At 69.5% G+C, this 24,168-nt stretch carries 24 protein-coding genes; 9 read left to right on the top strand and 15 right to left on the bottom strand.

What is annotated here, in order from left to right:
- Positions 1-14: 14 nt before the first annotated feature.
- Together hemE and ACFVAE_RS12955 are read right to left on the bottom strand one after the other, a co-directional pair.
- The gene (gene hemE, locus ACFVAE_RS12960; RefSeq protein WP_378892684.1) at positions 15-1,028 is read right to left on the bottom strand and encodes a uroporphyrinogen decarboxylase; all 1,014 of its coding nucleotides are present in this window, start codon (positions 1,026-1,028) and stop codon (positions 15-17) included.
- Positions 1,029-1,088: 60 nt separating this feature from the next.
- Positions 1,089-2,030 (bottom strand): helix-turn-helix transcriptional regulator, encoded by a 942-nt coding sequence (locus tag ACFVAE_RS12955; RefSeq protein ID WP_378892681.1) that lies wholly within the window; start codon positions 2,028-2,030, stop codon positions 1,089-1,091.
- An 84-nt stretch (positions 2,031-2,114) separates the two neighbouring features.
- Here ACFVAE_RS12955 and ACFVAE_RS12950 point away from each other — a divergent pair, with 84 nt between their 5' ends.
- From ACFVAE_RS12950 to arr, 4 genes are all read left to right on the top strand, one after another.
- Positions 2,115-2,645 carry a VOC family protein gene (locus ACFVAE_RS12950; RefSeq protein WP_378892679.1) on the top strand — a complete coding sequence of 177 codons (531 nt, stop codon included), beginning with the start codon at positions 2,115-2,117 and terminating at the stop codon, positions 2,643-2,645.
- 196 nt (positions 2,646-2,841) lie between these two features.
- The gene (locus tag ACFVAE_RS12945; protein ID WP_378892676.1) at positions 2,842-3,672 is read left to right on the top strand and encodes a serine protein kinase RIO; all 831 of its coding nucleotides are present in this window, start codon (positions 2,842-2,844) and stop codon (positions 3,670-3,672) included.
- A gap of 65 nt (positions 3,673-3,737) precedes the next feature.
- Complete coding sequence (locus tag ACFVAE_RS12940) at positions 3,738-5,027, top strand: glutamyl-tRNA reductase (protein WP_378892674.1); 1,290 nt, start codon at positions 3,738-3,740, stop codon at positions 5,025-5,027.
- 158 nt (positions 5,028-5,185) lie between these two features.
- Entirely contained in the window at positions 5,186-5,596 is a 411-nt protein-coding gene (arr, locus tag ACFVAE_RS12935) for an NAD(+)--rifampin ADP-ribosyltransferase (protein WP_378892671.1), read from the top strand.
- Here the strand turns inward: arr and ACFVAE_RS12930 are convergent.
- A complete protein-coding gene (locus tag ACFVAE_RS12930) occupies positions 5,593-6,003 on the bottom strand; it encodes a winged helix-turn-helix transcriptional regulator (protein ID WP_378892668.1) in 411 nt (136 codons plus the stop codon). The genes arr and ACFVAE_RS12930 overlap by 4 nt on opposite strands.
- Before the next feature lie 131 nt (positions 6,004-6,134).
- Here ACFVAE_RS12930 and ACFVAE_RS12925 point away from each other — a divergent pair, with 131 nt between their 5' ends.
- Both ACFVAE_RS12925 and ACFVAE_RS12920 read left to right on the top strand, forming a co-directional pair.
- Entirely contained in the window at positions 6,135-6,500 is a 366-nt protein-coding gene (locus ACFVAE_RS12925) for a DoxX family protein (RefSeq protein ID WP_378892665.1), read from the top strand.
- Positions 6,497-7,957: an MDR family MFS transporter gene (locus ACFVAE_RS12920; protein WP_378892662.1), complete on the top strand. Its 1,461-nt coding sequence runs from the start codon at positions 6,497-6,499 to the stop codon at positions 7,955-7,957. The genes ACFVAE_RS12925 and ACFVAE_RS12920 overlap by 4 nt, the downstream gene beginning before the upstream one ends.
- Before the next feature lie 80 nt (positions 7,958-8,037).
- Here ACFVAE_RS12920 and ACFVAE_RS12915 read toward each other — a convergent pair whose 3' ends face one another.
- Positions 8,038-8,601, bottom strand: coding sequence for a dihydrofolate reductase family protein (locus tag ACFVAE_RS12915; protein ID WP_378892659.1), 564 nt, complete (start codon positions 8,599-8,601; stop codon positions 8,038-8,040).
- 77 nt (positions 8,602-8,678) lie between these two features.
- Between ACFVAE_RS12915 and ACFVAE_RS12910 the strand changes: the two genes are divergently transcribed.
- A complete protein-coding gene (locus ACFVAE_RS12910; RefSeq protein ID WP_378892656.1) occupies positions 8,679-9,251 on the top strand; it encodes an HhH-GPD-type base excision DNA repair protein in 573 nt (190 codons plus the stop codon).
- Entirely contained in the window at positions 9,248-9,670 is a 423-nt protein-coding gene (locus tag ACFVAE_RS12905; RefSeq protein ID WP_378892654.1) for a DUF1801 domain-containing protein, read from the top strand. Before ACFVAE_RS12910 ends, ACFVAE_RS12905 begins: the two co-directional genes overlap by 4 nt.
- On the opposite strand, the gene ACFVAE_RS12900 is transcribed toward ACFVAE_RS12905, so the two are convergent.
- The 5 genes from ACFVAE_RS12900 to ACFVAE_RS12880 are packed head-to-tail and all read right to left on the bottom strand — an operon-like array spanning position 9,660 to position 16,303.
- A complete protein-coding gene (locus ACFVAE_RS12900; protein ID WP_378892651.1) occupies positions 9,660-10,664 on the bottom strand; it encodes a C-terminal binding protein in 1,005 nt (334 codons plus the stop codon). The genes ACFVAE_RS12905 and ACFVAE_RS12900 overlap by 11 nt on opposite strands.
- Before the next feature lie 17 nt (positions 10,665-10,681).
- On the bottom strand, positions 10,682-11,644 hold the full coding sequence (gene speB / locus ACFVAE_RS12895) for an agmatinase (RefSeq protein WP_378892649.1): 963 nt from the start codon (positions 11,642-11,644) through the stop codon (positions 10,682-10,684).
- 13 nt (positions 11,645-11,657) lie between these two features.
- Entirely contained in the window at positions 11,658-13,277 is a 1,620-nt protein-coding gene (locus tag ACFVAE_RS12890) for a thiamine pyrophosphate-binding protein (RefSeq protein WP_378892646.1), read from the bottom strand.
- On the bottom strand, positions 13,274-14,947 hold the full coding sequence (locus tag ACFVAE_RS12885; protein WP_378892643.1) for an amidohydrolase: 1,674 nt from the start codon (positions 14,945-14,947) through the stop codon (positions 13,274-13,276). Before ACFVAE_RS12885 ends, ACFVAE_RS12890 begins: the two co-directional genes overlap by 4 nt.
- 3 nt (positions 14,948-14,950) lie before the next feature.
- Positions 14,951-16,303: an MFS transporter gene (locus ACFVAE_RS12880; RefSeq protein ID WP_378892640.1), complete on the bottom strand. Its 1,353-nt coding sequence runs from the start codon at positions 16,301-16,303 to the stop codon at positions 14,951-14,953.
- 243 nt (positions 16,304-16,546) lie between these two features.
- On the opposite strand from ACFVAE_RS12880, the gene ACFVAE_RS12875 reads away from it, so the two are divergent.
- The gene (locus tag ACFVAE_RS12875; protein ID WP_378892637.1) at positions 16,547-17,488 is read left to right on the top strand and encodes an Lrp/AsnC family transcriptional regulator; all 942 of its coding nucleotides are present in this window, start codon (positions 16,547-16,549) and stop codon (positions 17,486-17,488) included.
- Positions 17,489-17,523: 35 nt separating this feature from the next.
- On the opposite strand, the gene ACFVAE_RS12870 is transcribed toward ACFVAE_RS12875, so the two are convergent.
- From ACFVAE_RS12870 to ACFVAE_RS12845, 6 genes are all read right to left on the bottom strand, one after another.
- Positions 17,524-18,000, bottom strand: a complete 477-nt coding sequence (locus tag ACFVAE_RS12870) for an adenylyltransferase/cytidyltransferase family protein (RefSeq protein ID WP_378892634.1) — start codon at positions 17,998-18,000, stop codon at positions 17,524-17,526.
- A 97-nt stretch (positions 18,001-18,097) separates the two neighbouring features.
- Positions 18,098-19,360, bottom strand: coding sequence for a hypothetical protein (locus tag ACFVAE_RS12865; RefSeq protein WP_378892632.1), 1,263 nt, complete (start codon positions 19,358-19,360; stop codon positions 18,098-18,100).
- A 43-nt stretch (positions 19,361-19,403) separates the two neighbouring features.
- On the bottom strand, positions 19,404-20,900 hold the full coding sequence (locus ACFVAE_RS12860; protein WP_378892629.1) for a family 20 glycosylhydrolase: 1,497 nt from the start codon (positions 20,898-20,900) through the stop codon (positions 19,404-19,406).
- Complete coding sequence (locus ACFVAE_RS12855) at positions 20,897-21,856, bottom strand: carbohydrate ABC transporter permease (protein ID WP_378892626.1); 960 nt, start codon at positions 21,854-21,856, stop codon at positions 20,897-20,899. The genes ACFVAE_RS12860 and ACFVAE_RS12855 overlap by 4 nt, the downstream gene beginning before the upstream one ends.
- Entirely contained in the window at positions 21,853-22,800 is a 948-nt protein-coding gene (locus ACFVAE_RS12850; protein WP_378892623.1) for a carbohydrate ABC transporter permease, read from the bottom strand. Before ACFVAE_RS12850 ends, ACFVAE_RS12855 begins: the two co-directional genes overlap by 4 nt.
- Positions 22,801-22,829: 29 nt before the next feature.
- Entirely contained in the window at positions 22,830-24,119 is a 1,290-nt protein-coding gene (locus ACFVAE_RS12845) for an ABC transporter substrate-binding protein (protein WP_378892620.1), read from the bottom strand.
- Between the last annotated feature and the right edge of the window lie 49 nt (positions 24,120-24,168).

Below are 24,168 nucleotides of genomic sequence, written 5' to 3'. Positions count from 1 at the left end.
GGGCTCAGTCGACCTCAGCTCTCGCCGTGCGCGAGCGCGACGATGCGCGTCAGCTGGTCGGGGTCGGTCTCCGGCGGAACGCCGTGACCGAGGTTGAGGATGTGGCCCTTCGCACCGCGACCGCGCTCGATCACGTCGCGCACGTGCGCCTCGAGCACCGTCCACGGGGCCTGCAGCAGCGCCGGATCGATGTTGCCCTGCACGGCGACGTCGGGGCCGAGGATGCCGATGGCCTCGTCCAGCGGCATCCGCCAGTCGACGCCCACCGCGTCCGCCGCGCCGTCGAGGCGCATGTCCGAGAGGAACGGACCGGTGCCGACGCCGAAGTGGATCGCGGGCACGCCGATGCCGTCGATCACCTCGCGCGAGTGCGGGGCGACGTAGGTGCGGTAGTCCTCGGTGGACAGTGAGCCCGCCCAGGAGTCGAAGAGCTGCACGACGGATGCTCCGGCGTCGCGCTGCGTCTCCAGGAAGCGCCGCGACACGGCGGCGAGCCAGCCGGCCAGACGGTGCCACGAGACCGGGTCGGCGTGCATCATGGCGCGGGCGCGCAGGTGCTCCTTCGACGGCCCGCCCTCGACGAGGTAGGCGGCCAGGGTGAACGGGGCCCCGGCGAAGCCGATCAGCGGCGTCTCGCCCAGCTCGGCGGTGACGATGCGCACCGCCGCGGAGATCGCGTCGCCGTCGAGCGAGGCGGGGTCGATCGCGATGAGCCGCTCGACGTCGTCCGCCGTGCGCACCGGGTTCGCGAACACCGGGCCACGGCCGGGCACGATCTCGACCTCGACGCCGGCGAGGCGCAGCGGGATGACGATGTCGCTGAAGAAGACGGCTGCGTCGACGCCGTGCCTGCGCACCGGCTGCAGCGTGATCTCGGCCGCGAGGTCCGGGGTCAGGCAGGCGTCCAGCATCCGCGTGCCGACGCGCAGCTCACGATACTCGGGCAGCGAGCGTCCCGCCTGCCGCATGAACCAGACGGGGGTGCGATCTACGGTCTCTCCGGCCAGCGCGCGCAGCAGGTCACTCATGAGCCCATCCTGACACCGGCGCCTATGAGTGTGCCCTGCCCGGGTGCCCGCCGGCGCTCGTCATCGCGCGGTGCGCCGGTGGATCGCCTGCAGCCGCTCGACCAGCGCGGGCGGGCCGTGCACCACGAAGTCGCAGTCCAGACGCAGCAGCCGCATCGCGAGCCAGTGCACGGTGTCCTCGTCGCTGCGCCAGCGGGTCTCGTCGCCCTCCGCGTCCAGACTGCCCCGCCCGAGCTCGTCGCGCAGCCTCTCGGCCGCAACCGCGAGCGGCAGACGCAGGGTGACGTCTGCGCGCAGCACCGGCTCCGCGGCGAGCGCACGGCGTCGCATGAGGTCGGCGACCTCCTCCTCTGGCAGAGCATGCACGGCCGGAACACCGGTCGGATGCGGTGCGCTGATCCTGTCCACCCGGAACACGCGTCCGGCGCCGCGGTCGAGATCGATCGCGAGCAGATACCAGCGCCGGTGCTGCAGCACGAGGCGGAGCGGCTCGACGTGCCTCCGGGACGTCTCGCCGTCGCGGCGCTCGTAGTCCATCCGGAGCCGCTCGCGACGGGTGGCCGCGCTCGCGAGCACTCCCAGCACCTCGGCATCCGCCGCCGGGCGATCCGGGTCCCACCCGATCGACAGCGACGACAGCGCGCCGACCCGGGCCGCGAGCCGTGACGGCAGCGACTGACGGAGCTTTCCCAGCGCGCTGAGGCCGGCGTCCTCGACGCCGGGGACGCCGGCGGATGCGACGGTGCGCAACGCGATGGCGACGGCCACCGCCTCGTCGTCATCGAGCAGCAAGGGCGGCATCGCGGTGCCGGCGACGAGGCGGTAGCCGCCCTGCGCGCCCATCGCCCCCTCGATCGGGTAGCCCATGTCGCGCAGCCGTTCGACGTCCCTGCGCACCGTGCGCGGCGTCACCTCAAGCCGTGTCGCGAGCTGCGATCCCGGCCAGGGCCGTCCGGTCTGCAGCAGCCCGAGCAGGTCGAGGAGGCGGGCGGTCTGAGTCATGTCCTCAATGATCCTTCACATCTAGGACTGAAACAGACCTAGATGACTTCTAGCGTGGATCCCACACTGACGAAAGGACCCGCCATGACCCGCACCGACTCCGCCACCCCCGCCGGCTACAGCACCGTCGCGCCCTGGGTGGTCACCGATGACACCGGCGCCCTCCTCGACTTCATCGGCTACGCGTTCGACGGCGAGGAGCTCGCCCGCGTCGTGACCGAGGACGGCTCGATCGGGCACGGCGAGATCCGCATCGGCGACACGGTCGTGCTCGCCTTCGACCGACGACGGGATTGGCCCGCGATGCCGAGCCTGCTGCGCATCTGGGTTCCCGACGCCGATGCAGCGTTCGCTCGCGCGGTCGAGCGCGGCGCGAGCGTCGTGACCGCGCTGGGCGACAACGCCTTCGGGCAGCGCGGCGGCCGCGTGAAGGACCCGCTCGGCAACATCTGGTGGATCACCCAGCAGGTCGAGACGGTGCCGGAGGAGGTCATGTGGCAGCGCCTGCAGCAGCCGACCTACGCCGAGAACATGAGGTACGCGCAGGAATCCTTGGACGCCGAGCTGAGCGGATCGGCGTCGTCCTGGAGCAGTGCGCCGGTCCGTCAGAGCTGATCGTCCGGGGGCGGATGCTGGACACTCCGGCATCCGTCCCCCTATGCTCGGATGCGCACCGGGAGCGACCCGGATGCCTGAGGGAAGGAGAGCCTGATGAACGTCTCTGTCGTCGTGCCTTCCCTCGACATCCACATCTCTGAGGCCTCCCGCCACTGACATCCCGCGGTGGCCTCCTCTCCTGGAGCACACCATCGTGAACTCGTCTTTCGACGCATCCCCTTTCGACATCACCCTCTCCTTCGCCGACACGAGCCTGGTCGAGAACCAGCGCTGGAGCACGTGGCAGGCGGTCACCCCCTCCGAGCGCGGTCCCGAGCCGCGCCCCGACTGGGTCGTCACCTCGGCCGACGCGGTCGACACCGAGCTCGGCATCCTCAAGACGGGCAAGGAGGCCGACGTGTTCCTCATCGAGCGCGCCGTGCCCTTCGACCCGTCGCAGCGTTCGCTGCTCGCTGCGAAGCGGTACCGGTCCACCGAACACCGCAGCTTCCACCGCTCCGCGATGTACACCGAGGGCCGGAGCACCCGCAACACCCGCGACACCAGGGCGCTCGCGAAGAAGTCGGCGCACGGCCGCGCGGTCGCCGCCGCGCAGTGGTCGTTCGCCGAGTTCGAGGCGCTCTGCCGCATGCACGAGCTCGGCGCCCCTGTCCCCTACCCCGTGCAGGTGGACGGCACCGAGGTGCTGATGGAGTTCATCGGACACGACGGCACCGCCGCCCCTCGGCTCGCCCAGGTGCGTGACGGTCTCGACGACTGCTTCGCGCAGGTCGCCGAGATCCTGCGGATCTTCGCGCGCGCAGGGCTCGTGCACGGCGACCTCTCGGCGTACAACCTGCTCGTGCACGACGGTCGCGTGGTCGTGATCGACCTGCCGCAGATCGTGGACCTTGCTGCCAACCCGCAGGCATGGGATCTGCTGCACCGCGACTGCGTCAACGTGTGCGAGTGGTTCGCGCGCAGGGGCGTGGCGGCCGATGCCGACGAGCTGATCGCCGAGCTGGTCGCGGAGTCGTTCGGGTGATCGGATGCGTCGGATCGTGACGGGCGTCAGGGGTCACATAGGAGGCGGGCGTAGAATCCCCTTCCGTGCTGGTCTGCGTCTCGGCGAGTCATCGAACCGCCTCCTTCGAGTTGCTCGAACGCCTCAGCCGCACTCCTGACACCGTGGCCCCCATTCTGATGGCCGGCGGCGCGCAGGGTGCGGTCGTCCTGGCGACGTGCAACCGCTTCGAGGCGTACGTGGAGATCGACGCCGAGCCCGCGGACGCCGCCGGCGCGGTGCGCGACGCGGTCGTGGCGGCCACCGGCATCCCGGCCGAGGATCTGGACGGCTCGTACCAAGTGCTCAGCGACCGTCGTGTGCCCGAGCACCTGTTCGCCGTGGCATCCGGTCTGGAATCGGTCGTGTCGGGCGAGGGCGAGATCGCCGGTCAGGTGCGCCGCGCGCTGACCACCGCCCGCAAGGGCGGCACCACCTCCCCCGAGCTGGAGCGCCTCTTCCAGCGCGCCAGCCAGGCGCAGCGCAAGGTCAAGAACGACACCGCGCTCTCGCGCGCCGGCCGTTCGCTGGTGCGCCTCGCGCTCGAGCTCGCCGACAGCCGCATCGCGGACTGGGGCGCGGAGCGGGTGCTGCTGGTCGGCACCGGCGCGTATGCCGCCGTGACCCTCGCGACGCTGCGCGAGCGCGGCGCCACCGACATCGCCGTGCACTCCCCCTCTGGTCGCGCCGCGCTCTTCGCGAAGAAGCACGAGATCCGCGCGATCACCGCCGAGGAGTACGCCGACGTCGCGCGCAGGTCGACACTGCTGATCACCTGTACCGCCGCCGCCGAGCCCGTGCTCGGTCCGGAGCAGCTGCAGCGCCCGGCGTCCGCCGCGGCCGTCGGCTGCCCCGTCGCGCACCAGGCCGCAGGTCAGCTCGTGATCGACCTCGGGATGCCGCGCAACGTCGATCCCGCCGTCGCACAGCTCGAGGGCGTCGCCCTGCTCGACCTCGAGACCATCCGCCTGCACGCGCCCCTGGAGGAGCTGCAGGCGACGGATGCCGCGCGCTCCATCGTGCGCGCCGCCGCGGCGGACTTCCACGTGGTCGGTGCCAGGCAGAGCGTCACGCCCGCGGTCGTCGCCCTGCGTTCGCACATCTTCGGCCTGCTCGAGGACGAGATCGAGCGCGCCCGTCGTCGCGGCGACGAGGACGGTCGCGTCGAGCAGGCCATGCGCCACCTCGCGGGCGTACTGCTGCACACCCCGACGACCCGCGCGCACGATCTGGCCGACTCCGGCCGCGGACACGAGTTCCTCTCCGCGCTCGAGACCCTCTACGGCCTCACTCCGGATGCTCCGGCATCCGAGGCATCCGACTCCGCCACCGCCTGACGCACTGCATCGCGCCAGCCGGCGCCACGAACGAACCGGATCGCGACGACTGAACGGGTTGACTGCGAGCGCACCACGTATCGACGTCGACAAGGGGTTCACTCGTCGGCAGGTGGTGCACTCGCGCGATGCCCGCGCCTGATAGGTAGCCTGGGCGCATGACCGAGACGCTGGACGAGGGACCTTTCTTCCATGGCACCAAGGCGGATCTGCAGCCCGGCGAGCTGCTGACGGCCGGGTTCCGGTCGAACTACCGGCCAGAGGTCGTGATGAACCACATCTACTTCACCGCGCTGCGCGACGGGGCCGGCCTCGCGGCCGAGCTGGCCTCAGGCGAAGGCGAACCGCGGGTCTACCGCGTCGAGCCGACCGGCGACTTCGAGAACGACCCGAACGTCACAGACAAGAAGTTCCCCGGCAACCCGACCCGCTCCTATCGCAGCACCGACCCGCTGCGCGTACTGGCCGTCGTCGAGGACTGGACCCGCCTGACTCCCGAGGCCCTGCAGACCTGGCGCGACAATCTCGCCCGCATGCGCGCCGAGGGCGGCGGCGAGATCATCAACTAGTCGGCGGCCTCGTCGTACCGCTCGCGGTTCGCACTGATCTCGCCCTGGTGGGCCGACGCCCACTCCGCGATCGCCAGCGCGGGGACGGCCAGGCTCTTGCCGAGCGGCGTAGACCGGTACTCCACACGCGGCGGGATCTCGGCGAAGACCTCCCGCTCGACCAGCCCGTCGCGCTCGAGCTGGCGGAGCGTGTGCGTCAGCATCCGCCCCGAGATGCCGGGGGTCATCTGCTTGAGCTCGGTGAACCGGAGCGGCCCCTCATGCAGCATGCCGACGAGCATCAGGCTCCATTTGTCGCCGATGCGCGACAGGATCGAGCGGAACGCCTCGGCTTCCGCGGGGTCGTGCCCGCACATCTGATGCATCCGCGGCTCATGGATCGACGCCATCCTGTTCTCGACCGTCATCTCCTGCCTCTCTCCTGCCCGATGGTCACATCCGTGTGACCTGGTGACGTTGCTTTCACCGGCACCCCTTCCGGAATACTTACCCATAGTACATCAGTTACTAACGGTAACTTCGAAAGGTTCAGTAACCCATGATCGTCCTCACCATCGTCACCTGGGTCCTCTCCGGACTCCTCGCGCTCGTCAACCTCATGGCCGGCGGCATGAAGGTCCTGAAGCCGCACGGCGGCGACAAGCCCATGCCGACCCTCGCCGACTTCTCCGACACGCAGGTGCGGTTGATCGGCATCGCCGAGGTGCTCGGTGCGATCGGCCTGATCGTGCCGGCGCTCACCGGCGTCCTGCCGTGGCTCACCCCGCTCGCGGCGCTCGGCATCGCGATCATCCAGTTCCTCGCGATCTTCGCGCACCGTCGGCACAGCGAGCCGTTCGTCCCGAACATCGTGATGATGCTGATCGCCCTGGTGATCATCGTGCTGCGGCTGGTGGGAGCATGACCGTCGTCGAAGGAGCGCGCAGCACGGAAGGCAGGACCACCGGCACCGGTGTGATCTGGCTGCTGCTCGGCGCCGCGTTCGTCACGATGCTCAACGAGACCGTGATGAGCGTCGCGCTCCCCCACCTCGTCGACGACCTCGGCATCACGCTCGCCACCGCGCAGTGGACCACGACCGCGTTCATGCTGACCATGGCCGTCGTGATCCCCACCACCGGGTGGGTGCTGCAGAGGTTCAGCACACGACAGGTGTTCCTGTTCGCGATGGCGGCGTTCACCGTCGGCACCGTGATCGGCGCGCTCGCGCCGGACTTCTCGGTGCTGCTGTTCGCGCGTGTGATCCAGGCCGTCGGCACGGCGATGATGATGCCTCTGCTCATGACCACGATCATGAACGTCGTCCCCGCCCAGGAGCGCGGACGGTTCATGGGGCGGATCACGATCGTCATGGCGGTCGCCCCGGCCCTCGGTCCCGCCCTCTCCGGTTTCATCCTGAACGCGCTGTCGTGGCACTTCCTGTTCTGGACGATCCTGCCCATCGCGATCATCATGACGGTGGTCGGCGCGATGCTGCTGAAGAACGTCGGCGAGCGCAGCAGCACCCCGCTCGATCTGCCCTCGCTGCCGCTGGCCGCAGTCGGCTTCGGCGGACTGGTGTACGGCATCAGCACCATCGGCGGCGGCCCGGACGCTCCCGTCACAGCAGGCCTCATCGCCCTGGTCGTCGGCGTGGTCGGCCTGACCCTGTTCGTCCTGCGGCAGGTCCGGCTGCAGCGCACCGACCGGGCACTGCTCGACCTGCGCACCTTCGCATCGCGTTCGTTCGCACTGGCGGCGGGCCTCATCGTGGTGATGATGGCGGCGATGTTCGGGGCGATCATCCTGCTACCGATCTACCTGCAGAACGTGCTCGGCGTGGACTCGGCGACCACCGGACTGCTGCTGCTGCCCGGCGGCCTCGTGATGGGTCTGGTCGCGCCGCTGGTCGGCCGTCTGTTCGACAGGTACGGCCCGCGGCCGCTCGTGATCCCGGGCGCGATCCTCGCCTCCGGCGTGCTGTGGTCGATGACGCTGGTCACCGAGAACACTCCGCCCGTGGTGGCCGCGCTGGCGCTGGCCGGGATCTCGCTCGGCGTCTCGTTCATGATGACCCCGTTGATGACCTCGGCGCTCGGCTCGCTCGGGCCGCGGCTGTACTCGCACGGCTCGGCGATCGTCGGCACCGTGCAGCAGGTCGCCGGCGCCATCGGCACCGCCCTGTTCGTCAGCATGCTCGCGATCGGCACCGCGCAGGCCGCCGGCACGGGCGCGACGGATGCCGCGGCCGGAGCCGACGGCATCGCGTTCGCGTTCATGATCGGCGCGGCGCTCTCGCTGGTCGCCGTCGTGGGCAGCTTCTTCGTCCGCGGGTCGGCACCCACGGCATCCCCTTCTGACAAGCCGGTGCTCGCCACGTGAGCAGATGACCTCACGCCGCTGTTCGTCCCGCTCTCCCGCGCTGGGAGCGGGACGAACGGCGACCTGATCGGATGCCGGGATTACGCCCGCGCCCGGTACCGCGCGTAGAGCACGCCGCTGTCCGAGAACGACCGCTCCTCGACGAGGTCGAGGTCGAGCCGCACTCCGTCCGGGAAGAACCTCTTTCCGCCGCCGACGACGCTGGTCGTGATGAAGAGGTGGTAGTCGTCGACCAGTCCGGCGCGGATCGCCTGGGCGGCGAGGTTCGGGCCGTCCACCGTCAGGTCGTGGTCGGATTCCTCCTTGAGCCGCCGCACCGCGTCAGGGTCGAAGGACCGCTCGATGCGGGTGCGCTCACTCGACGGCGCGGGCAGCGTCGTGGAGTAGACCACCTTCTGCGCGGCCCGCCAGTCCTCGGCGTACTGCAGGATGTGGGCCGGCACGTCAGGACCCTGCTCGACGGTCTCCCAGAACACCATCGTCTCGTACATCCGCCGCCCGTACAAGTACGTCCCCACCGGGCGGAACAGGTCGTTCACGAAGGTGTGCACCTCGGGGTCCTCAGCCGACCTGCCGAGCCCGCCCTCCTCCGCCTCCGCGTACCCGTCCAGCGAGGTGATCATCGAGTAGATGAGCCGGCCCATGTCGTTCCCCTCTCGTCCCGACGATCCTCTCCTGCATGCCCTCCCCGCGTAACCCCCACCGGTGCGAGACTGGAGGCATGGCCCTTCACATCACCGGAGACACCGCCGCAGACGAGCTGCTGACCGACAACCCGCTGGCCCTGCTGGTGGGGATGCTGCTGGATCAGCAGGTCGCGATGGAGACCGCGTTCGCCGGTCCCCTCAAGATCGAGCAGCGCACCGGAGCCGCTGATGCCGCGACGATCGCGTCGATGGATCCCGAGGAGTTCCTGGCCGCGTTCAAGCAGTCGCCCTCGGTGCACCGCTTCCCCGGTTCGATGGCGACGCGCGTGCAGTCGCTCTGCCAGACACTGGTCGACGACTGGGGCGGAGATGCCGCGGCGCTGTGGACGCAGGGCGCGCCCGACGGCCCCACCGTGCTGAAGCGCCTGAAGGCGCTGCCCGGCTTCGGCGAGCAGAAGGCCAAGATCTTCCTGGCGCTGCTCGGCAAGCAGTACGGGTTCACCGGTGAGGGCTGGCGCGAGGCATCCGCTCCCTATGGCGAGGACGGCTCGTTCCGCAGCGTCGCCGACATCGTCTCGCCCGAGTCGCTGACCAAGGTGCGCGAGCACAAGCGCGCGATGAAGGCCGCCGCCAAGGCGGCGAAGTGAGGCCTACCGGCGGCAGCGTCGCGGCGTTCGTCGCGGGCGTCACGCCGGCGAAGCGGCGGCGGGACGCCGAGACGCTGACGGCTCTGATGCAGGAGATCTCGGGCCGCGAGCCGGAGCTCTGGGGCACGATCGTCGGCTTCGGCAGCTGCCACTACCGCTATCCCACCGGTACCGAGGGCGACATGCCGCTGCTGGCCTTCGCGCCGCGCAAGGCGGCATCGACGATCTACCTGGAGTCCACCGCGGCGCACGCCGACGACCTGGCGGCGCTTGGACCGCATACCACCGGCGTCGGATGCCTGTACATCAAGGACCTCGAGGAGATCGATCTCGAGGCGCTCAGCGGCATCCTCACCGCCTCGTTGCGCTGGGCGGAGGACGGCGGCAGCGAGCACGCCGTCCTCACCGTCACCGGCTGACGCGGGCGCCCGCCGGGCGGTTGACCGGCGAGTCCGGCGCGCCCGTCTCGCGCAGCGTCGCCGCGTTCTGGGCCTGGATACGCACGTACTCGATCTCGGTGCGCTCCGAGAAGTAGGCGATGTGCGGCGTGAGCACGACGTCGTCCCGGCCGACGAGCGGATGCCCCGGCTGCGGCGGCTCGGCGGCGAGCACGTCCAGTGCCGCGCCGCCGAGGTGCCCGGCGTCGAGAGACGCGGCGAGCGCCTCGTCGTCGATGAGCGCGCCGCGGGACACGTTCACCAGGAGCGCGCCCTCGGGCATCCCGGCGAGGAATTCCGCGTCGACCATGTGCTCGGTCTCGGGCGTGAGCGGAAGGTGCAGGGACAGCACGTCGGAGGCCCCGCGCACCTCGTCGAGGCTCGTGCGCTGCACCCCGAGGGCGTCGAGGTCGGCGCGCACTTCCGCGGTGTCCGGCATCAGCGGGTCGTAGCCCAGCACCCGGCCGAACAGCGGTCCCGCCTGACGGACCAGCTCGCGGCCGATCCTGCCGAGCCCGATCACGCCGAGCGTCCTCTCGCTCAGCCGTGGCGGCGCCTTCGGCGCCCTCTCGTTCCAGTCCACGGGGTTCGCGCTGGCGAGATAGAAGCGCAGCTGGCGCAGGCTGTGCAGCATGATCGCCAGCGCATGGGTGGCGACCTCCTCGGTCGCGGCGCCCGGCACGTTCGTCACCCACACCCCGTGCTCGGTGGCGGCGTCGACGTCGACGTAGTCGAAGCCCATCGACATGAGGGCGATGATCTCGAGGTTCGGCAGCTGTTCGATCATCTCGCGGGTGACGGAGGCGTAGCCCGGCAGCAGCGCGACGGCGTCGCGCGCACCCTCGACGATCTCCTGCGCGTCGCGCGTGCCGAGCACGCGCACCTCGAAGCCCTGTGCCTCGAGCAGGGCGATCCCGGGCGCCGGATCGGTGTCCTCGACATCGGTGTAGACGGCGAGCGGTCGTGCGATGGTCATCTCGTTCTCCGTGTCCGTCACTCGCCGCGTCCTCGCACGATGGCGCGCGCCATGGCTGTGAGGATCTCGTAGGACACGTGGCTGGCGGCGATGCCGGTGATCTGCGCGTGGTCGTAGGCGGGAGCGACCTCGACGACGTCGGCGCCGACGATGTTCAGATCGGCCAGGCCGCGGATGATGCGCAGCAGCTCCCTGCTGGTGAGCCCGCCTGCCTCCGGGGTGCCGGTGCCCGGCGCGTGCGCAGGGTCGAGCACATCGATGTCGACGGACAGATACAGCGGCTTGTCGCCGATGCGCTGCCGCAGACGCTCCATCGCCGCGGGGACGCCGTGCTCCTCCACGTACTCGCTGGTGATGATCGAGAAGCCGAGTCGCTCGTCGTCCTCGAGGTCGCCCTTGCCGTACAGCGGACCGCGGGTGCCGACGTGCATCGACGCCGTGCGATCGATGAAGCCGTCCTCCGAGGCCCGTCGGAACGGTGTGCCGTGCGTGATCGGCTCGTCGAAGTAGGTGTCCCAGGTGTCCAGGTGCGCGTCGAAGTGCACCACGGCGACCGGACCGTGCTTGGCGCTGATCGCCTTGAGCAGCGGGTAGGCGATCGTGTGGTCGCCGCCGATCGTGAGGATCCGGTCGACGCGCTCGCCGAGCTCGGTCGCGGCCTCGGCGATCTGCTCGACGGCGGTGTGGATGTTGAACGGGTTGGCGGCGATGTCGCCGGCATCCGCCATCTGCACGGCCTCCCAGCCGGAGAAGTCCTGCGCGGGGTTGTACGGCCGCAGCAGACGACTGGACGCGCGCACGTGCTCCGGTCCGAACCGAGCGCCGGGGCGGAAGCTGACGCCGCTGTCGAACGGGATCCCGACCACGGCGATGTCGGTGTCGCCGACGTCCTCGATGCGGGGCAGGCGGGCGAAGGTGGACAGCCCGGCATAGCGCGGGGTCTTCGAGGCGTCCGCCGGCCCGATCGGTGTACTGCTCATGGGTGTTCCTGTCTCAGAGGGCGAAGGTGGACTGGTCGAGGTGGATGACGTGCAGGCCGCCGTCGGTCTGCGCCTGCCGCACGGCCTCGGCGAGCTCCGCGGCGGAGGCGACGCGGCGCCCCGTGCCGCCGAACGCGGTGCCGAGTGCGGCCCAGTCCGGCTGCACCAGATCGACGCCGATCGGCGCGATCCCGGCATCCGCCTCGTTCTGGCGGATCTCGGCGTAACCGCCGTTGTCGACGACGATCACTGTGACGTCGAGACGCTGCTCGACGACGGTGATCATCTCCTGCAGCGAGAACATCAGGGCGCCGTCGCCGGTCACGGCGAACGCCGGCCGGCCCGGGTCCCCGAGCCGGGAGCCGAGCGCAGCGGGCAGGGCGTACCCGAGGGTCGCGTACGTCGCCATGTACGGCATCGAGTTCGGCTTCGGCACCCGCAGCACGTTCATCAGACCCCAGTAGGCGATCTGCGACGAGTCGGTGGCGACGATCGAGTCGGCGGGCAGGGCGGCGGCGATGGCCTCGCCGAGCGCCGCGTTCACCGGCGACAGCTCGTGCACCTCGGCGCGCACGGCCTCGAGGGTCTCGGCGACGCGGCCGTCGGTGCGCGGGCGGCCGTCGCCGAGCTCGGTCAGAAGGGCGGAGAGGGATGCCGCGGCATCGCCGACGATGCCCACGTCGGCCTTCTGGTTCTTCTCGAGCTGCGAGGCGAGGAGATCGATGCGGATGACGGTGCCGCGGGCGTCCAGCCGGTCGACCCAGAGCTCGGCCTCGCCGAGCTTGGAGCCGACGACGAGCAGCACGTCGGCGTCGCGGGCGCGGTTGCGCGCGGCGGCCAGCCGCAGGTTGGCGCCGAGCGAGAGCGGGTGGTGCTCGTCGAGCACGCCCTTCGCGTTCGCGGTCGTGACGACCGGAGCGCCGAGGCGCTCGGCGACGGCCCGCAGCGCGGCACCGGCACGACGGGATCCGCCGCCGGCGAGGATGACGGGATCGGACGCCGCGTTCAGCAGACGCGCGGCCTCGGTGACCAGGTCGTCGGAGGGCGCCGGAGCGGGCGGGAACACCCGCGACGAGAGCTCGTCGTCGGTGATCCCCTCGGCCTCCTCCTCGAGCAGGTCGAGCGGCACCTCGATGTACACCGGGCGCGGGCGTCCCGTGGCGAACAGCGCGAAGGCGTCGTGCACGGCCGCGACGGCCTCGGCGGCGGAGGTGACGCGACGGCCCCACTCCACGACGGCGGATGCCGCGGCCAGTTGGTCCTTGGTCTCGTGCAGCGTGCCGACGTCGGCGAACTCGCTGCCGCGGGCGGGGCCGGGCGACAGGATGATCATCGGTCGCGACTCGCAGTAGGCGGTGCCCGCGGCGGACAGTGCATTCAGCAGGCCCGGACCGCTCGTCGTCACGACGACCCCGGGCATCCCGGTCTGCAGCGACCAGCCGTCGGCGCCGTAACCGGCCCCCTGCTCGTGGCGCGTGGTCACCGGACGGATGCCGAGAGCGGGCAGCGGCCGGTAGAACTCCAGGTTGTGGGTGCCGGGGATGCCGAACACCGTGTCGATGCCGTAGCCCCGGAGGGCCTCCATGATCACCCAGCCGGTGGTGCGCTTCGCGACGGTCTCCATGCCGCTCATCCTTCCTGAGCCTGATGCTTCACGACGCCGTCGACCCAGGTCTCGAGGACGAGGATGCCGGCGATCTCGGCGCCTTCCGTACCGAGCGGATCGCCGCCGAGCACGACGAAATCGGCGCGCTTGCCGGGCGTCAGTGAGCCCAGCTCGTCGTCGCGGCCGAGCGAGGCCGCGCCCTCGAGCGTGTGCCCGCGCAGGGCCTCCTCGGCGCTGATGCGGAGCGAGTCCGGCCCCAGCTTGTGCCCGCGGCGCGTGACGCGCGTCACCGCCGCCTGGATCGCCTCGAGCGGCCGGGGCTCGGCGACCGGGGCGTCCGACGAGATCGTGACGGGCACGCCGGCCTCGAGGAACTCGCCGAGCGGGTTGAACCGCTCACCGGGGGTGCCGATCGCCTGCTCCACGCCCTCGCCCCAGTTGTAGTAGTGCTGGGTCTGGTTCACCGGGCGGATGCCGAGCTCGGCCATCCTCCGGATCTCGGCGGGGTCGGGCAGGCCGCAGTGCTCGATGCGGTGCCGGGCGTCCGCGTCGGGGCGCTCGTCGAGCGCTGCCTGCACCGCGTCGACGACCATCTTGATGGCGGTGGGCGACTGGGCGTGGGTGGCGGTCTGCAGCCCGGCCAGGTGCGCCTTCTTCACCAGCCCGGTGTACTCCTCCGGCTGATGGTAGAGCTGTCCGGTGCGGCACGGGTCGCCGACGTACCCCTCGGGGAAGTACGCGGTCCACCCGCCCAGCGTGCCGTCGGCGTAGAGCTTCACACCCGCCGCGGAGAGGAACGCGTTGCCGAACGGCCCGGTCAGGCCGAGGTCGATCACCTGATCGAGCAGGTGCGAGAGGAAGTACATCGAGACCCGCAGGTCGAGGGCGCCGCGGTCGGCCAATGCCAGGTACGCGGCGAACTCGCGCTGCGACACCTGGGCGTCGCCGATCGTGGTGACACCGCCGGCGAGGAACTCGCGCTGCACGGCGTCGAGCTGATGCTGGTGCTCGGCAGGCTCGTCGCCGAGGTGGAAGTTCGGGCCGTGGTGGCCCACCTTCACCCCGTGCAGCCCAGTGAGCACGTTGCACGCGGCATCCGACAACTCGCCGGTCAGCTCGCCCTCCGCATCGCGGAAGAACTCACCGCCCTCGGGGTTGGGGGTGTCGCGGGTCACGCCGTACTTCTCCAGCGTGAAGCTGTTCACCACGCCGCCGTGGCCGGAGGCGTTCATGATGTACACCTCGCGGTCCGTGGCGATCGCGTCGAGCTCGTGCCGGGTCGGATGACGGCGCTCGGCCAGGTTGCGCTGCTCGTAGCCGTAGCCGCGCAGCGGCGCCCCCGCAGGAAGAGTCTTCGCCCGCTCCTGCATGAGCTCGACGATCTCGGGGATCGACGCCGCCCGGTCAGGGCCGATGTCGACCCAGGTGAGCATCTGCCCGTACATCAGCGGATGCGCGTGCGCGTCGACGAAGCCGGGCACGATCGTCGCATCGGGACGGTCGACTCGCACCGGATCCAGACCGGCCGCCTCGGCGGCGGACTCGACCTCGGCGAGCGAGCCCACCGCGAGGATCCTGCCGCCGGCGGTCAGCATCGCCTCGGCCTGCGGACGCTGCTCGTCGACGGTGCGGATGGTCTTCGCGGTGACGATCGTCGCGGCCGCGTCGCGGGAGTCGTAGGTGGCCAGTCGGCGCATCGTTCAGTCCTTCGGAGTGGTGGGGATCGCGGTGGTGCCGCGTGCGATCAGGGACTCGGTGACCGGGGCGTTGTCGGAGTGCTGCGGAGCGAAGTACGCGCCGAACACGGCGAGCAGGCACAGCACGCCGAAGAACACCACGGCCGACCAGAAGCTGCCCGTGGCCGCGATCAGCGCCGTTGCGATGGCCGGTGAAAGACCACCCCACACCGCTGCGCCGATGCCGTAGGAGAGCGACATGGACGTGTACCTGGCCTGCGGCCGGAACATCTGCGCCATCAGCGTGGACAGCGGGGCCCAGGCGCCGCTGAGCGTGATGCGCAGGGCGGAGGCCAGCACGAACAGCCACGCGATCTGGTGCCCCTGGATGACGAGCACGAGCGGCACGAACACCGCGATCGAGCCGATGGCACCCAGGTAGATGAGGGTCTTGCTGCCCCACTTGTCACCGAGCCAGGCGAGCGGCAGCGTGATCAGCAGTTCGACCAACGAGGCGACGGTCATCGCCGCGAGGATCGTCCGGCTGTCCAGGCCCACGTCGGGCGAGATCGAGAAGTTCTCCACGAACGTGGTGGCGATCACGTAGCCGCCCGACGACATGGCGATGATGCAGAAGCCGAGCAGCATCGGCCACCAGTTGTTGCGGAACGCGAACAGCACGGGCGTGGACTGCTGATGCCCCTCGATCTTCGCCTCGAACACGGGGGTCTCCTCGACGCGGTAGCGCACCCAGAAACCGACGCCGATCAGGATGATGCTGGCGAGGAACGGCACGCGCCAGCCCCACGATGTGAGCGCCTCGTCGCCCAGGGTGGAGAGCCACCAGAACGCGCCGGTCGCCAGCATGGCGCCGAAAGGGTTGCCGACCTGGGTGAAGCCGCCGTAGAAGACCTTGTACTTCGGCGGTGCGCTCTCGACGGCCATCAGGCTGGCACCGCCCCATTCGCCGCCGACCGCGAGGCCCTGCACCATGCGGAGGAGCACGAGCAGGATCGGCGCGGCGATGCCGATGGAGGCGTACCCGGGCAGGCATCCGACCAGTACCGTCGCGATGCCCATCATCAGCAGGGTGACGGTGAGCGCCGGCTTGCGGCCGAACTTGTCTCCGATGTGGCCGAAGATGATGCCGCCCAGCGGGCGCATGAAGAAGGCGACCGCATAGGTGCCGAACGAGGCCAGGGTGCCCAGCACCCGGTCGACCTCGGGGAAGAACACCTGCGGGAAGACGAGCGCGGCAGCGGTCGCGTAGACGTAGAAGTCGTACCACTCGATCGAGGTGCCGACCATCGCGGCGAAGCCGGCGCGGAGCGCGCGACGATGCGACGGTGCCTGCGGAGCGGCGGTTGAGGCGGACATACAGGGCTCCCTTGCTCTGTGGGGGGGTGAGGGTAAAAGTCCTTCGGGCTGTGCCGACTATAGGCCGGTTCTCTCACAGATGCTCGCTAGAACAGTGATCTTCACCATCGATCTGCAGGCCTTATGCCGCGGTCGAACGCCATACGCAAATAGAATCGCGTCAATGACCGATCATCTGCGGCCACCGCTTCGCAGATCCGGCTAATTCGCCCATCGCGGTGGACACCGACACAGGGGGTGCACATGACCGAGGAAGCGACCTCACCACGACGAGCCGATCGCGACCCGGACGACCTGGACGGACGACTCATCCACGCCCTCCAGAAGGATGGACGCGCCAGCATCCAGGAACTCGCCGACCTGCTCGGCACCTCCCGCGACTACGTGTCCCAGCGTCTGCGCCGGCTGACCGAGCGCGACGGGCTGCGCGTGGTGGCGGCACTCGATCCCGGCTTCGCCGGTCACCACGTGCTGGTCCACGGGATGGTGAGCGTGACGGGTCCCGCCCGGCCCGTGGCCGAGGAGATCGCCCGGATCGATGACGCGGTCTTCGTGTCGATGGTGAGCGGTGCGTACCCCCTGGTGTTCGAGTCACGGCACGGCGACGACGCCCGTCTGCACGAGATGCTCGACCGGGTGCGTCGCATCCCCGCCGTGCGGCAGGTCAGGGTCACCACGTACGCGGAGGTGCTCAGGGGCTTCTTCGTCGCCGACTCCCGCACCGACATCGACCTCGACGAGCTCGATCATCGCCTGATCGCCGCACTGCAGCACGACGGAAGGGAGAGTTACCGGGCACTCGCCGACGCCGTGCACCTCTCGCCCTCCTCCGCACGCTCGCGCGTGCGGAGGCTCATCGACGCGGGCGTGATCCGCATCTCGGCGATCCCCTCAGGCGGCCTATCCCGCAACCGCGTCGCGGTGGGCGTCGGCATCACCGTGAGCGATGACGCCGCCCCGGTGCGGCAGTACATCCTCGACTCACCGGTGATCGACTTCGCTGCGGGGTCGCATGGCAGCTACGACTTCATCGCCACCATCGGCGGCTCGTCGACCGCGGGCGTGCTCACCGTCCTGGAGGAGATCCGTGCACTCCCCCAGGTCGGCGGGCTGGAGAGCTGGACCCACCTCGACGTCATCAAGGAGGACTACACCCGGTCCCTGGGGCGGGTCATGATCGCCTGACCGCGGGCTGCCCCCTCGGTCGCATCAGTTCGCGCTCAGGCGCGGGAGAGGCGCTCGGCCTCCTTGGCGGCGACGATCTTGCGCAGTCCGGAGCTGGAGAAGCGGTGGTTGCGGCTGTTGAAGTACAGCTCGATGCCGGCCTCTTCGCAGTACTCGCGGCCGGTGAAGTCGCGGTTCTCGTACTCGTCGCCGACGATGCGCACGTCGAGCTTGAAGGAGCGGAGGATGTCCTCGAGGTCCTGTTCGGTCGAGTAGGGCACGATCTCGTCGACGTACTCGCAGCCGCGCAGCTGGATGTAGCGCTCGACGACGGTCTGGGTGGGCGCGTTCTTCTCGGGACGGTCCAGCGTCGGGTCCATCTGCAGGCCGCAGATCAGGTAGTCGCACTGGCGCTTGGCCTCGGCGAGCATCATGATGTGCCCGGCGTGCAGCAGATCGAACGTCGAGAACGTGATCCCCACCCGCGGTCCCGGGTTGTAGTCCTGATGCTTCTTCACGGCTTCCTGCCCCATCGCGCCTCCTTGGTCGGCAGTGACCGATTCTACCGGCGGGCGTTCAGGGCGCTGTTCTCGGAGCGGGTGGTCCGCCCCGAGAACAGCGCCCTCGCGATCAGCCCGCCATCGGACGGAAGCGGACGGTCACCGGCTCAGACGACCCGGTGTGCGCGAGCTTCTGCGTCACGGTGGCGCTCTGCGGCACGGTCAGCTTGCGGTACAGCGTGATCGACCAGCTGCCGTCCACGGCGGCGGTGGTCGTGGCATCCGACGGGCGCAGGCCAGGGCCGGCGACGGTCACGGAGACCTCAGCACCCGGCGCGCCCACGCCGCTCACGGTGACGCGGTCGTCGCCGAGCGATGCGGTGGTCGGCTTCGGAGCGACACCGGCGGCGTCATCCTGCACGGCGGCGAGGTTCTTCATCCAGGTGAACTTCGTCGGGGTGATGGTGTCGTCGCCCCAGACCTTGCCGTCGCGGTCGACGGCGTAGGCGAAGAACCCGCCCTTCTGTCCGCCCTCCGCGGGCTGCCAGGTCGCGTACTTGTGCGCGAGGTACGACGACGCAGTCGCGGAGTCGTAGATGCCCTCGGCATCACCCCAGTGGGTGCGGTCCTGCTCCTCGGGGAACGAGAACCCGGGCAGGAACTGGCACGGCGCGATGTCGTCCGCGAACGTCTCCCAGGTGCTCTGCATCCTGCTCGCGTCACGGCCGTACGCCTGCAGCAGCACGTACGACACGTTGTCGGAGACAGCCTCGAACAGCGGTGTGCTGCCGGTCTGGTTGGTGTCGAAGATGAACAGCTTGTCGCTGCCCGACTTCGGCCCGATGATCTCGCCGAGCGCCTTGAACACGCCGATCGCCCTGGTCAGGTTGTCACCGGTGGGGTACGACTCCACGTCGATGTCGATGCCGTCGAGCCCGTACGGCGTGACGTACGTGTCGACCAGCTGCTGCGCGTACTCGCGGTAGGCCTCGTCCGTCAGCGGGATGTCGGCCTTGGCGAGCTTGTCGATCCACAGCGTGTAGACCACGCGGGTGCCGCGTGCGTGCAGCGTCGGCACGTACTCGTCGCGCAGCGTCTTCCAGTAGTCGGTGTCGGCGGTCTTGCCCGCGTCGAAGACCATCGCGACGTCGACCTCCGCCGGGAGGTCGGTCATCTTCGTGACGTTCGGGTCGGGCAGGTTCGAGTTGGCGTCGTGCGGCACCGTGACATCGCGCCAGGTGCGGTAGTACGCCATGACCAGCGGATCGGCAGTGCACTGAGAGGTGTTCCCGGCCTGAACCGGTGCCTCGTCGGCCACGGCGGCGCTGCCGCCGAAGGCGGCGAGTCCACTGAGAAGCACTCCGATGCTCAGTGCGGCTGTCGTTCGTCTCATCCTTCATCTCTCCTTCGAGTGGAGGGGGTTCCCACGCCCGCCCCTATGAGCCCCGCGCTTCGTCAATGGCGGCGTCCAGCGCCGTGAACTCTGACAGCGACAGCGCACTGCCGCCGTTCCATGCGCGCTCGGCCATGGCGCGCAGGGGCGCACGGATGCCGGCGGCGACCTCTTCCACCGTCTGCGGACCGCCCTTGTCGGACCAGATCGCGAACGAGCATCCGAGCAGCAGATCCGAGTACGGCTGGGTCATCTCCTGGCGCACCGTGGCCTGCCCCTCGGAGCCCCACAGGCTCGGGAACAGACCGGGGTGCCAGTCCGCCGCCCAGATCTTCTCGGCGGTCGGGTACCGGTACCCGGCGTTCTCTCCGAGCACGTAGTAGAAGAGGTTGTCGTTCACGTTGACGAGTCGGTGCCCGGCGGCGACGGCCTCCGACACCGGGCGCATCCCGGCGTGCCAGTTGGTCCACCAGGTCAGCACCACGTCTGGGTCGAGGGGCACCTGCGCGCTGCGCAGCATCCCGTCGTTCCAGACCCGTGGCTGCAGGCCGTGCCCGCGCAGGTGCGCGGCGATCTCGTTCACGAAGGCGGTGAGCAGGTCGAAGCCGGTGCCGTCGGCGCCGAAGCGCGCGTGTGCGGCATCCGTCAGAGCGGGATAGTCCTCGATGCGCTCGAAGGCGACGAACTCGTCGCCGCCGAGGTTCCACTTCGTGGAGTGCGGGAACACCGGCACCATGTCGTCGATCAGCCGGCGCGCGAAGTCCACCGCCTCGGGACGCGTGATGTCGAGCGCATGGTCGGTGCCGATGATCCCGGCCTCGGCCGGATCCTCGGGATCCGTTCCCGGCGGGAGCCGCAGATCAGGATGCTGCGCGAGCACCTGCCTCAGGTGACCGGGCATGTCCAGCGACGGCACGACGTCGATGTGCAGGTCGCGGGCGATCTCGACGATCTGGGCGGCATCGGCCCGGGTGATGTGCTCGGCGGAGACGACCTCGGGGAACGCGGCCGATTCCAGCCGGAACCCCTCGTTCTCGGAGAAGTGCCACTGGAAGACGTTCACGCCGACGTCTGCCGCATCCCGCAGCATCCGGGTGATCCACTCCGCCGGATAGAACTTGCGCGCGGCATCGAGATGGATGCCGCGCTCGGCGACCGCCGGCGCACCGGCGACCTCGCCGCGCGGGACGGCGTCCTGCGCGCGCAGGTTGTGCAGCAGCTGGCGGGTCGCGCGGAACGCGCCCGCCGGCGTCGCGGTGCGGATATCGACGTCGTCGCCGACGGAGATCTCGTAGGCCTCACCGGGGGCGGGCACTCCCCCCGGAGCGCCCGCCGCGCCCGGCGAGGAGTCTTCGGCCGCGTGGAGCAGCACGCGGGCATCCGCACCCTCCGGGATGCCGAGGGCGGCGAGCTCGACCTGGAGCCGCTCCGCCTCGCGGGCGAACTCCGGGCTCTGCGCGACGACCTGCACCGACGCGGGACGCCAGGTGCCGCCCGTCAGATCGATCCGCGCGGGCTGCGGCAACGCGGACCAGATCATCCCTTGACGCTGCCCTCTTCGACGCCCTTGAAGAACTGCTTCTGCAGCACGGCGAACAGGATGATGATCGGCACCAGCGCGATCATCGTGCCCGCGGCGATGACGCGCGGGTTGGCACCGAAGTTCGAGTTCAGGTAGTCCATACCGACCGTCAGCGTGTAGTTCGCCGGATCGGACAGCACCACGAGCGGCCAGAGGAACTCGTCCCACGAGCCGATGAACGCGAACAGCGCGACCACCGAGACCATGCCTCGGATGTTCGGCCACACGATGTGCCGCAGTCGCTGGATGGTGTTGGCACCATCGATCGTGGCGGCGTCGAGCGTGTCGGCGGGGATCATGCGGCAGGCGGCGGCCATCAGCAGCACGTTGATCGCCGCGATCGCGCCGGGCAGGAACACACCCCACAGGGTGTTCGCCAGGCCGAGCGACTTCACGGTCAGGTACTGGCTGGTCAGAGTGACCTCACCGGGCAGCAGCAGGGTGGAGAAGAAGATCGCCATCACGATGCCCTTGCCGCGGAACTTCAGGCAGCCGAGCGCGTATCCGCCCAGAGTGGCGAAGACGACGTTGGTGATCACGGTGCCGACGCCGACCAGCAGCGAGTTGCGGGCGTAGTCGAGCACGGGGATCGTGCGGAACACCTCGGAGTAGTGGTTCCAGGTGAACTCGCTCGGGATGAGCGAGGGCGGGAACGAGTAGATGTCCTCGGCGTTGCCCTTGAACGACGTCGACAGCTGCCACACGAAGGGGTACACCATGATGACGAGGATGGCGAGCAGCAGGACGTACTTGCCGATCAGACCGCCGAGCGACGGCTTCAGGATGTCGGCAGACCCCTTGGTGCGGTAGGCCTTCTCCTTGACGCGCGGCTCGCGCGGCCTGCGGCGCTTCTCGATGGTCGCCTCGGTCTGCGAGGCCAGTGCCGCCGTCTCGCGGGAACCCATCAGACTCATGCCGACACCTCCTGGGCGCGCTTCGCGGCACGGGCGGCGCGGCGCATGCGCCGGTTCACCGCCATCTCCTTGAGCACGTCGCCGTTGTTCGCGATGCCGACCACGAGCAGCGGCACCAGGGTGAGCAGGAAGAGCACGATCGAGATCGCCGAGGCGTAGCCGATCTGCCCGTTCAGGCCCTTGCCCATCGATTGGATGAGCATCACCATGCTCATCGACTGGCCGCCGGGTCCACCGGACCCGTGCGAGAGCACGTAGAGCTCGGTGAACACCCGCACGGCGGCCACGCAGATCAGCACCGAGACGAGCATCATCGGGCCACGGACGCCGGGGACGGTGACCGACCAGAAGCGGCGCCAGGCGCCGGCGCCGTCCATCGCGGCGGCCTCGTGCAGCTCGCGCCCGACGTTTCCGAGCGCGGCGAGGTACACGACCATGTAGTAGCCGAGGCCCTTCCACACGGTCAGGCCGATGGCGCAGAAGATGAGCAGCCAGCGGTCGGAGAGGAACTCGATCGGTCTGTCCGCCAGGCCGAAGAACTTCAGCGCGGAGTTGATCGTGCCGGTGCTGGAGAAGAGGAACTCCCACACGATCGCGACGACCACCGCGGAGGCGATCACGGGGAAGTAGAACGTGGTGCGGAAGAACCCGATCGCCGGGATCTTCCGGTGCACCAGCAGCGCCAGCAGCAGCGGGATGAAGGTCAGCAGCGGCACGCACACGACCACGTAGACGAGCGAGGTCGTCAGCGCGTAGCCGAAGCGCTCGTCGGTGCCGATCTTGGCGAAGTTCTCCAGGCCGACGAACTTGACGGGGCGGAGAGGGCGAGCGTCGGTGAACGCGAGGAACACCGTGTTCAGGAACGGCCACAGTGCGAACACCAGGACCCAGATCACGCCGGGCAGTACCAGCAGGTACGGCGTGTACCAGCGTTGTCTTCTCATTCCGCTCACCCTCTCCGCGTCACACCGTGTTACTTGGTGACGTTCTGGTTGGCGTAGTCCTGGCCCTTGGTCAGGGCCTCCTTCGCCGAGATGTCACCGCGGACCGCCAGCGCGATCTGCTGCTTCGCGTAGGTGTTCATGTCCTCCGTGAAGCCGGGAGCACCGGGGGTGCGTGCGCTGTCCATCTGCTCGGCAGCGAACTTCGTCGCCTGCTCCTGCTCGGGGTTCTGCGCGGTCTCGGCGAACTTCGACGGGTCGGCGTTCGCCTCCTTGGTGCCCGGGAAGAAGCCGGCGGCCAGCTTCACGAACTCGATCTGGTTCGGCGTGTTGGTCACGAACTCGGCGAACGCCAGCGCGGTCGCGGAGTTCTTCGAGCCGGATGCCACGCTGATGCCCTGCAGGAACAGCGGAGCGTCGCCGAAGCCGCCGCTCACCTTCACCTTGGGCAGCAGGGTCGGGGCGTTGACCGCCACGTCCTTGTCGATGTAGTTCGGGCCGGCGGTGGTCCACGCCACGGTGCCCTTGTTGAAGTTGTTGATGTTCGCGTTGGCCGTGCCGGCGCCCTGAAGCGCTTCAGGGCTCACGCCGCCCGCCTTATAGAGCTCGGCGTAGCGGTCGATGATCTTCTCGGCCTCGGGGGTGTCGAAGACGAACTTGCCGTCCTTCTGGAACGGGTAGTCCCCGCCCATGTCGGAGACCATCCACTGCAGCGCCTTGACGTCGGGGATGTCCGACATCATCTGCACGCCCTTGGCGGCGAGCTTGTCGGCATCGTCGAGGGTCGCCTCGAAGTCCGCGGGCGGAGCAGTGATGCCGGCCTTGCCGAGCAGCTCCGTGTTCCAGTAGTTCAGGTTGGTGCCGAGGTACCACGGGAAGCCGAAGGTGCCGTCGAGACCGTCGTAGGTGTAGCCCGCGAGGCCGCCGTCGACGTAGTCGCCGATGACCTTGGACTCCTTCTTCAGGTCGACCAGCTGGCCGGCCTTGGCGAGCTCCGCCGCGTACTCGGGCGGCAGGTTGACGACGTCGGGCAGCTCGCCGGACTCGGCCTGCTGCAGGATCTTGTCCTCGTAGCCGTCGGCGGGCTGGTCGATCCAGTTGACCTTCACGCCCTTGTGCTCCTTCTCGAACGCCGCGATGACGTCGTTGAAGTACGGAGTGAACTTGTCGTTCTTCAGCGACCACGTCTGGAACGTGATGTTCCCCGTGATCTCGCCGTCCGACGAGCCGCCGCTCTGCGGGGCGCCGCCACCGGTGCAACCGGCGAGGACGACAGCGACCGACGCCGCGACACCCGCGGCGAGAATCGATCGGATCTTCATGGGCATTCTCCTTCGAAGTGGCCGAGGAGCCGCAGCCAGAGCTCCGGCA

The sequence above is a fragment of the Microbacterium sp. NPDC057659 genome (assembly GCF_042799915.1).
In the GTDB taxonomy this organism is placed as follows: Bacteria; Actinomycetota; Actinomycetes; order Actinomycetales; family Microbacteriaceae; genus Microbacterium.
Note: the sequence above shows the minus strand (reverse complement) of the source record. Positions and strands in the feature narration are given on the sequence as shown.

What these genes read in the sequence shown, in the direction of transcription:
- hemE (WP_378892684.1), bottom strand. Translation starts at nt 1,028, where the DNA reads ATGAGTGACCTGCTGCGCGCGCTGGCCGGAGAGACCGTAGATCGCACC.
- ACFVAE_RS12955 (WP_378892681.1), bottom strand. Translation starts at nt 2,030, where the DNA reads ATGACTCAGACCGCCCGCCTCCTCGACCTGCTCGGGCTGCTGCAGACC.
- ACFVAE_RS12950 (WP_378892679.1), top strand. Translation starts at nt 2,115, where the DNA reads ATGACCCGCACCGACTCCGCCACCCCCGCCGGCTACAGCACCGTCGCG.
- arr (WP_378892671.1), top strand. Translation starts at nt 5,186, where the DNA reads ATGACCGAGACGCTGGACGAGGGACCTTTCTTCCATGGCACCAAGGCG.
- ACFVAE_RS12930 (WP_378892668.1), bottom strand. Translation starts at nt 6,003, where the DNA reads ATGACGGTCGAGAACAGGATGGCGTCGATCCATGAGCCGCGGATGCAT.
- ACFVAE_RS12925 (WP_378892665.1), top strand. Translation starts at nt 6,135, where the DNA reads ATGATCGTCCTCACCATCGTCACCTGGGTCCTCTCCGGACTCCTCGCG.
- ACFVAE_RS12920 (WP_378892662.1), top strand. Translation starts at nt 6,497, where the DNA reads ATGACCGTCGTCGAAGGAGCGCGCAGCACGGAAGGCAGGACCACCGGC.
- ACFVAE_RS12915 (WP_378892659.1), bottom strand. Translation starts at nt 8,601, where the DNA reads ATGGGCCGGCTCATCTACTCGATGATCACCTCGCTGGACGGGTACGCG.
- ACFVAE_RS12910 (WP_378892656.1), top strand. Translation starts at nt 8,679, where the DNA reads ATGGCCCTTCACATCACCGGAGACACCGCCGCAGACGAGCTGCTGACC.
- ACFVAE_RS12900 (WP_378892651.1), bottom strand. Translation starts at nt 10,664, where the DNA reads ATGACCATCGCACGACCGCTCGCCGTCTACACCGATGTCGAGGACACC.
- speB (WP_378892649.1), bottom strand. Translation starts at nt 11,644, where the DNA reads ATGAGCAGTACACCGATCGGGCCGGCGGACGCCTCGAAGACCCCGCGC.
- ACFVAE_RS12890 (WP_378892646.1), bottom strand. Translation starts at nt 13,277, where the DNA reads ATGAGCGGCATGGAGACCGTCGCGAAGCGCACCACCGGCTGGGTGATC.
- ACFVAE_RS12885 (WP_378892643.1), bottom strand. Translation starts at nt 14,947, where the DNA reads ATGCGCCGACTGGCCACCTACGACTCCCGCGACGCGGCCGCGACGATC.
- ACFVAE_RS12880 (WP_378892640.1), bottom strand. Translation starts at nt 16,303, where the DNA reads ATGTCCGCCTCAACCGCCGCTCCGCAGGCACCGTCGCATCGTCGCGCG.
- ACFVAE_RS12875 (WP_378892637.1), top strand. Translation starts at nt 16,547, where the DNA reads ATGACCGAGGAAGCGACCTCACCACGACGAGCCGATCGCGACCCGGAC.
- ACFVAE_RS12870 (WP_378892634.1), bottom strand. Translation starts at nt 18,000, where the DNA reads ATGGGGCAGGAAGCCGTGAAGAAGCATCAGGACTACAACCCGGGACCG.
- ACFVAE_RS12865 (WP_378892632.1), bottom strand. Translation starts at nt 19,360, where the DNA reads ATGAGACGAACGACAGCCGCACTGAGCATCGGAGTGCTTCTCAGTGGA.
- ACFVAE_RS12860 (WP_378892629.1), bottom strand. Translation starts at nt 20,900, where the DNA reads ATGATCTGGTCCGCGTTGCCGCAGCCCGCGCGGATCGATCTGACGGGC.
- ACFVAE_RS12855 (WP_378892626.1), bottom strand. Translation starts at nt 21,856, where the DNA reads ATGAGTCTGATGGGTTCCCGCGAGACGGCGGCACTGGCCTCGCAGACC.
- ACFVAE_RS12850 (WP_378892623.1), bottom strand. Translation starts at nt 22,800, where the DNA reads ATGAGAAGACAACGCTGGTACACGCCGTACCTGCTGGTACTGCCCGGC.
- ACFVAE_RS12845 (WP_378892620.1), bottom strand. Translation starts at nt 24,119, where the DNA reads ATGAAGATCCGATCGATTCTCGCCGCGGGTGTCGCGGCGTCGGTCGCT.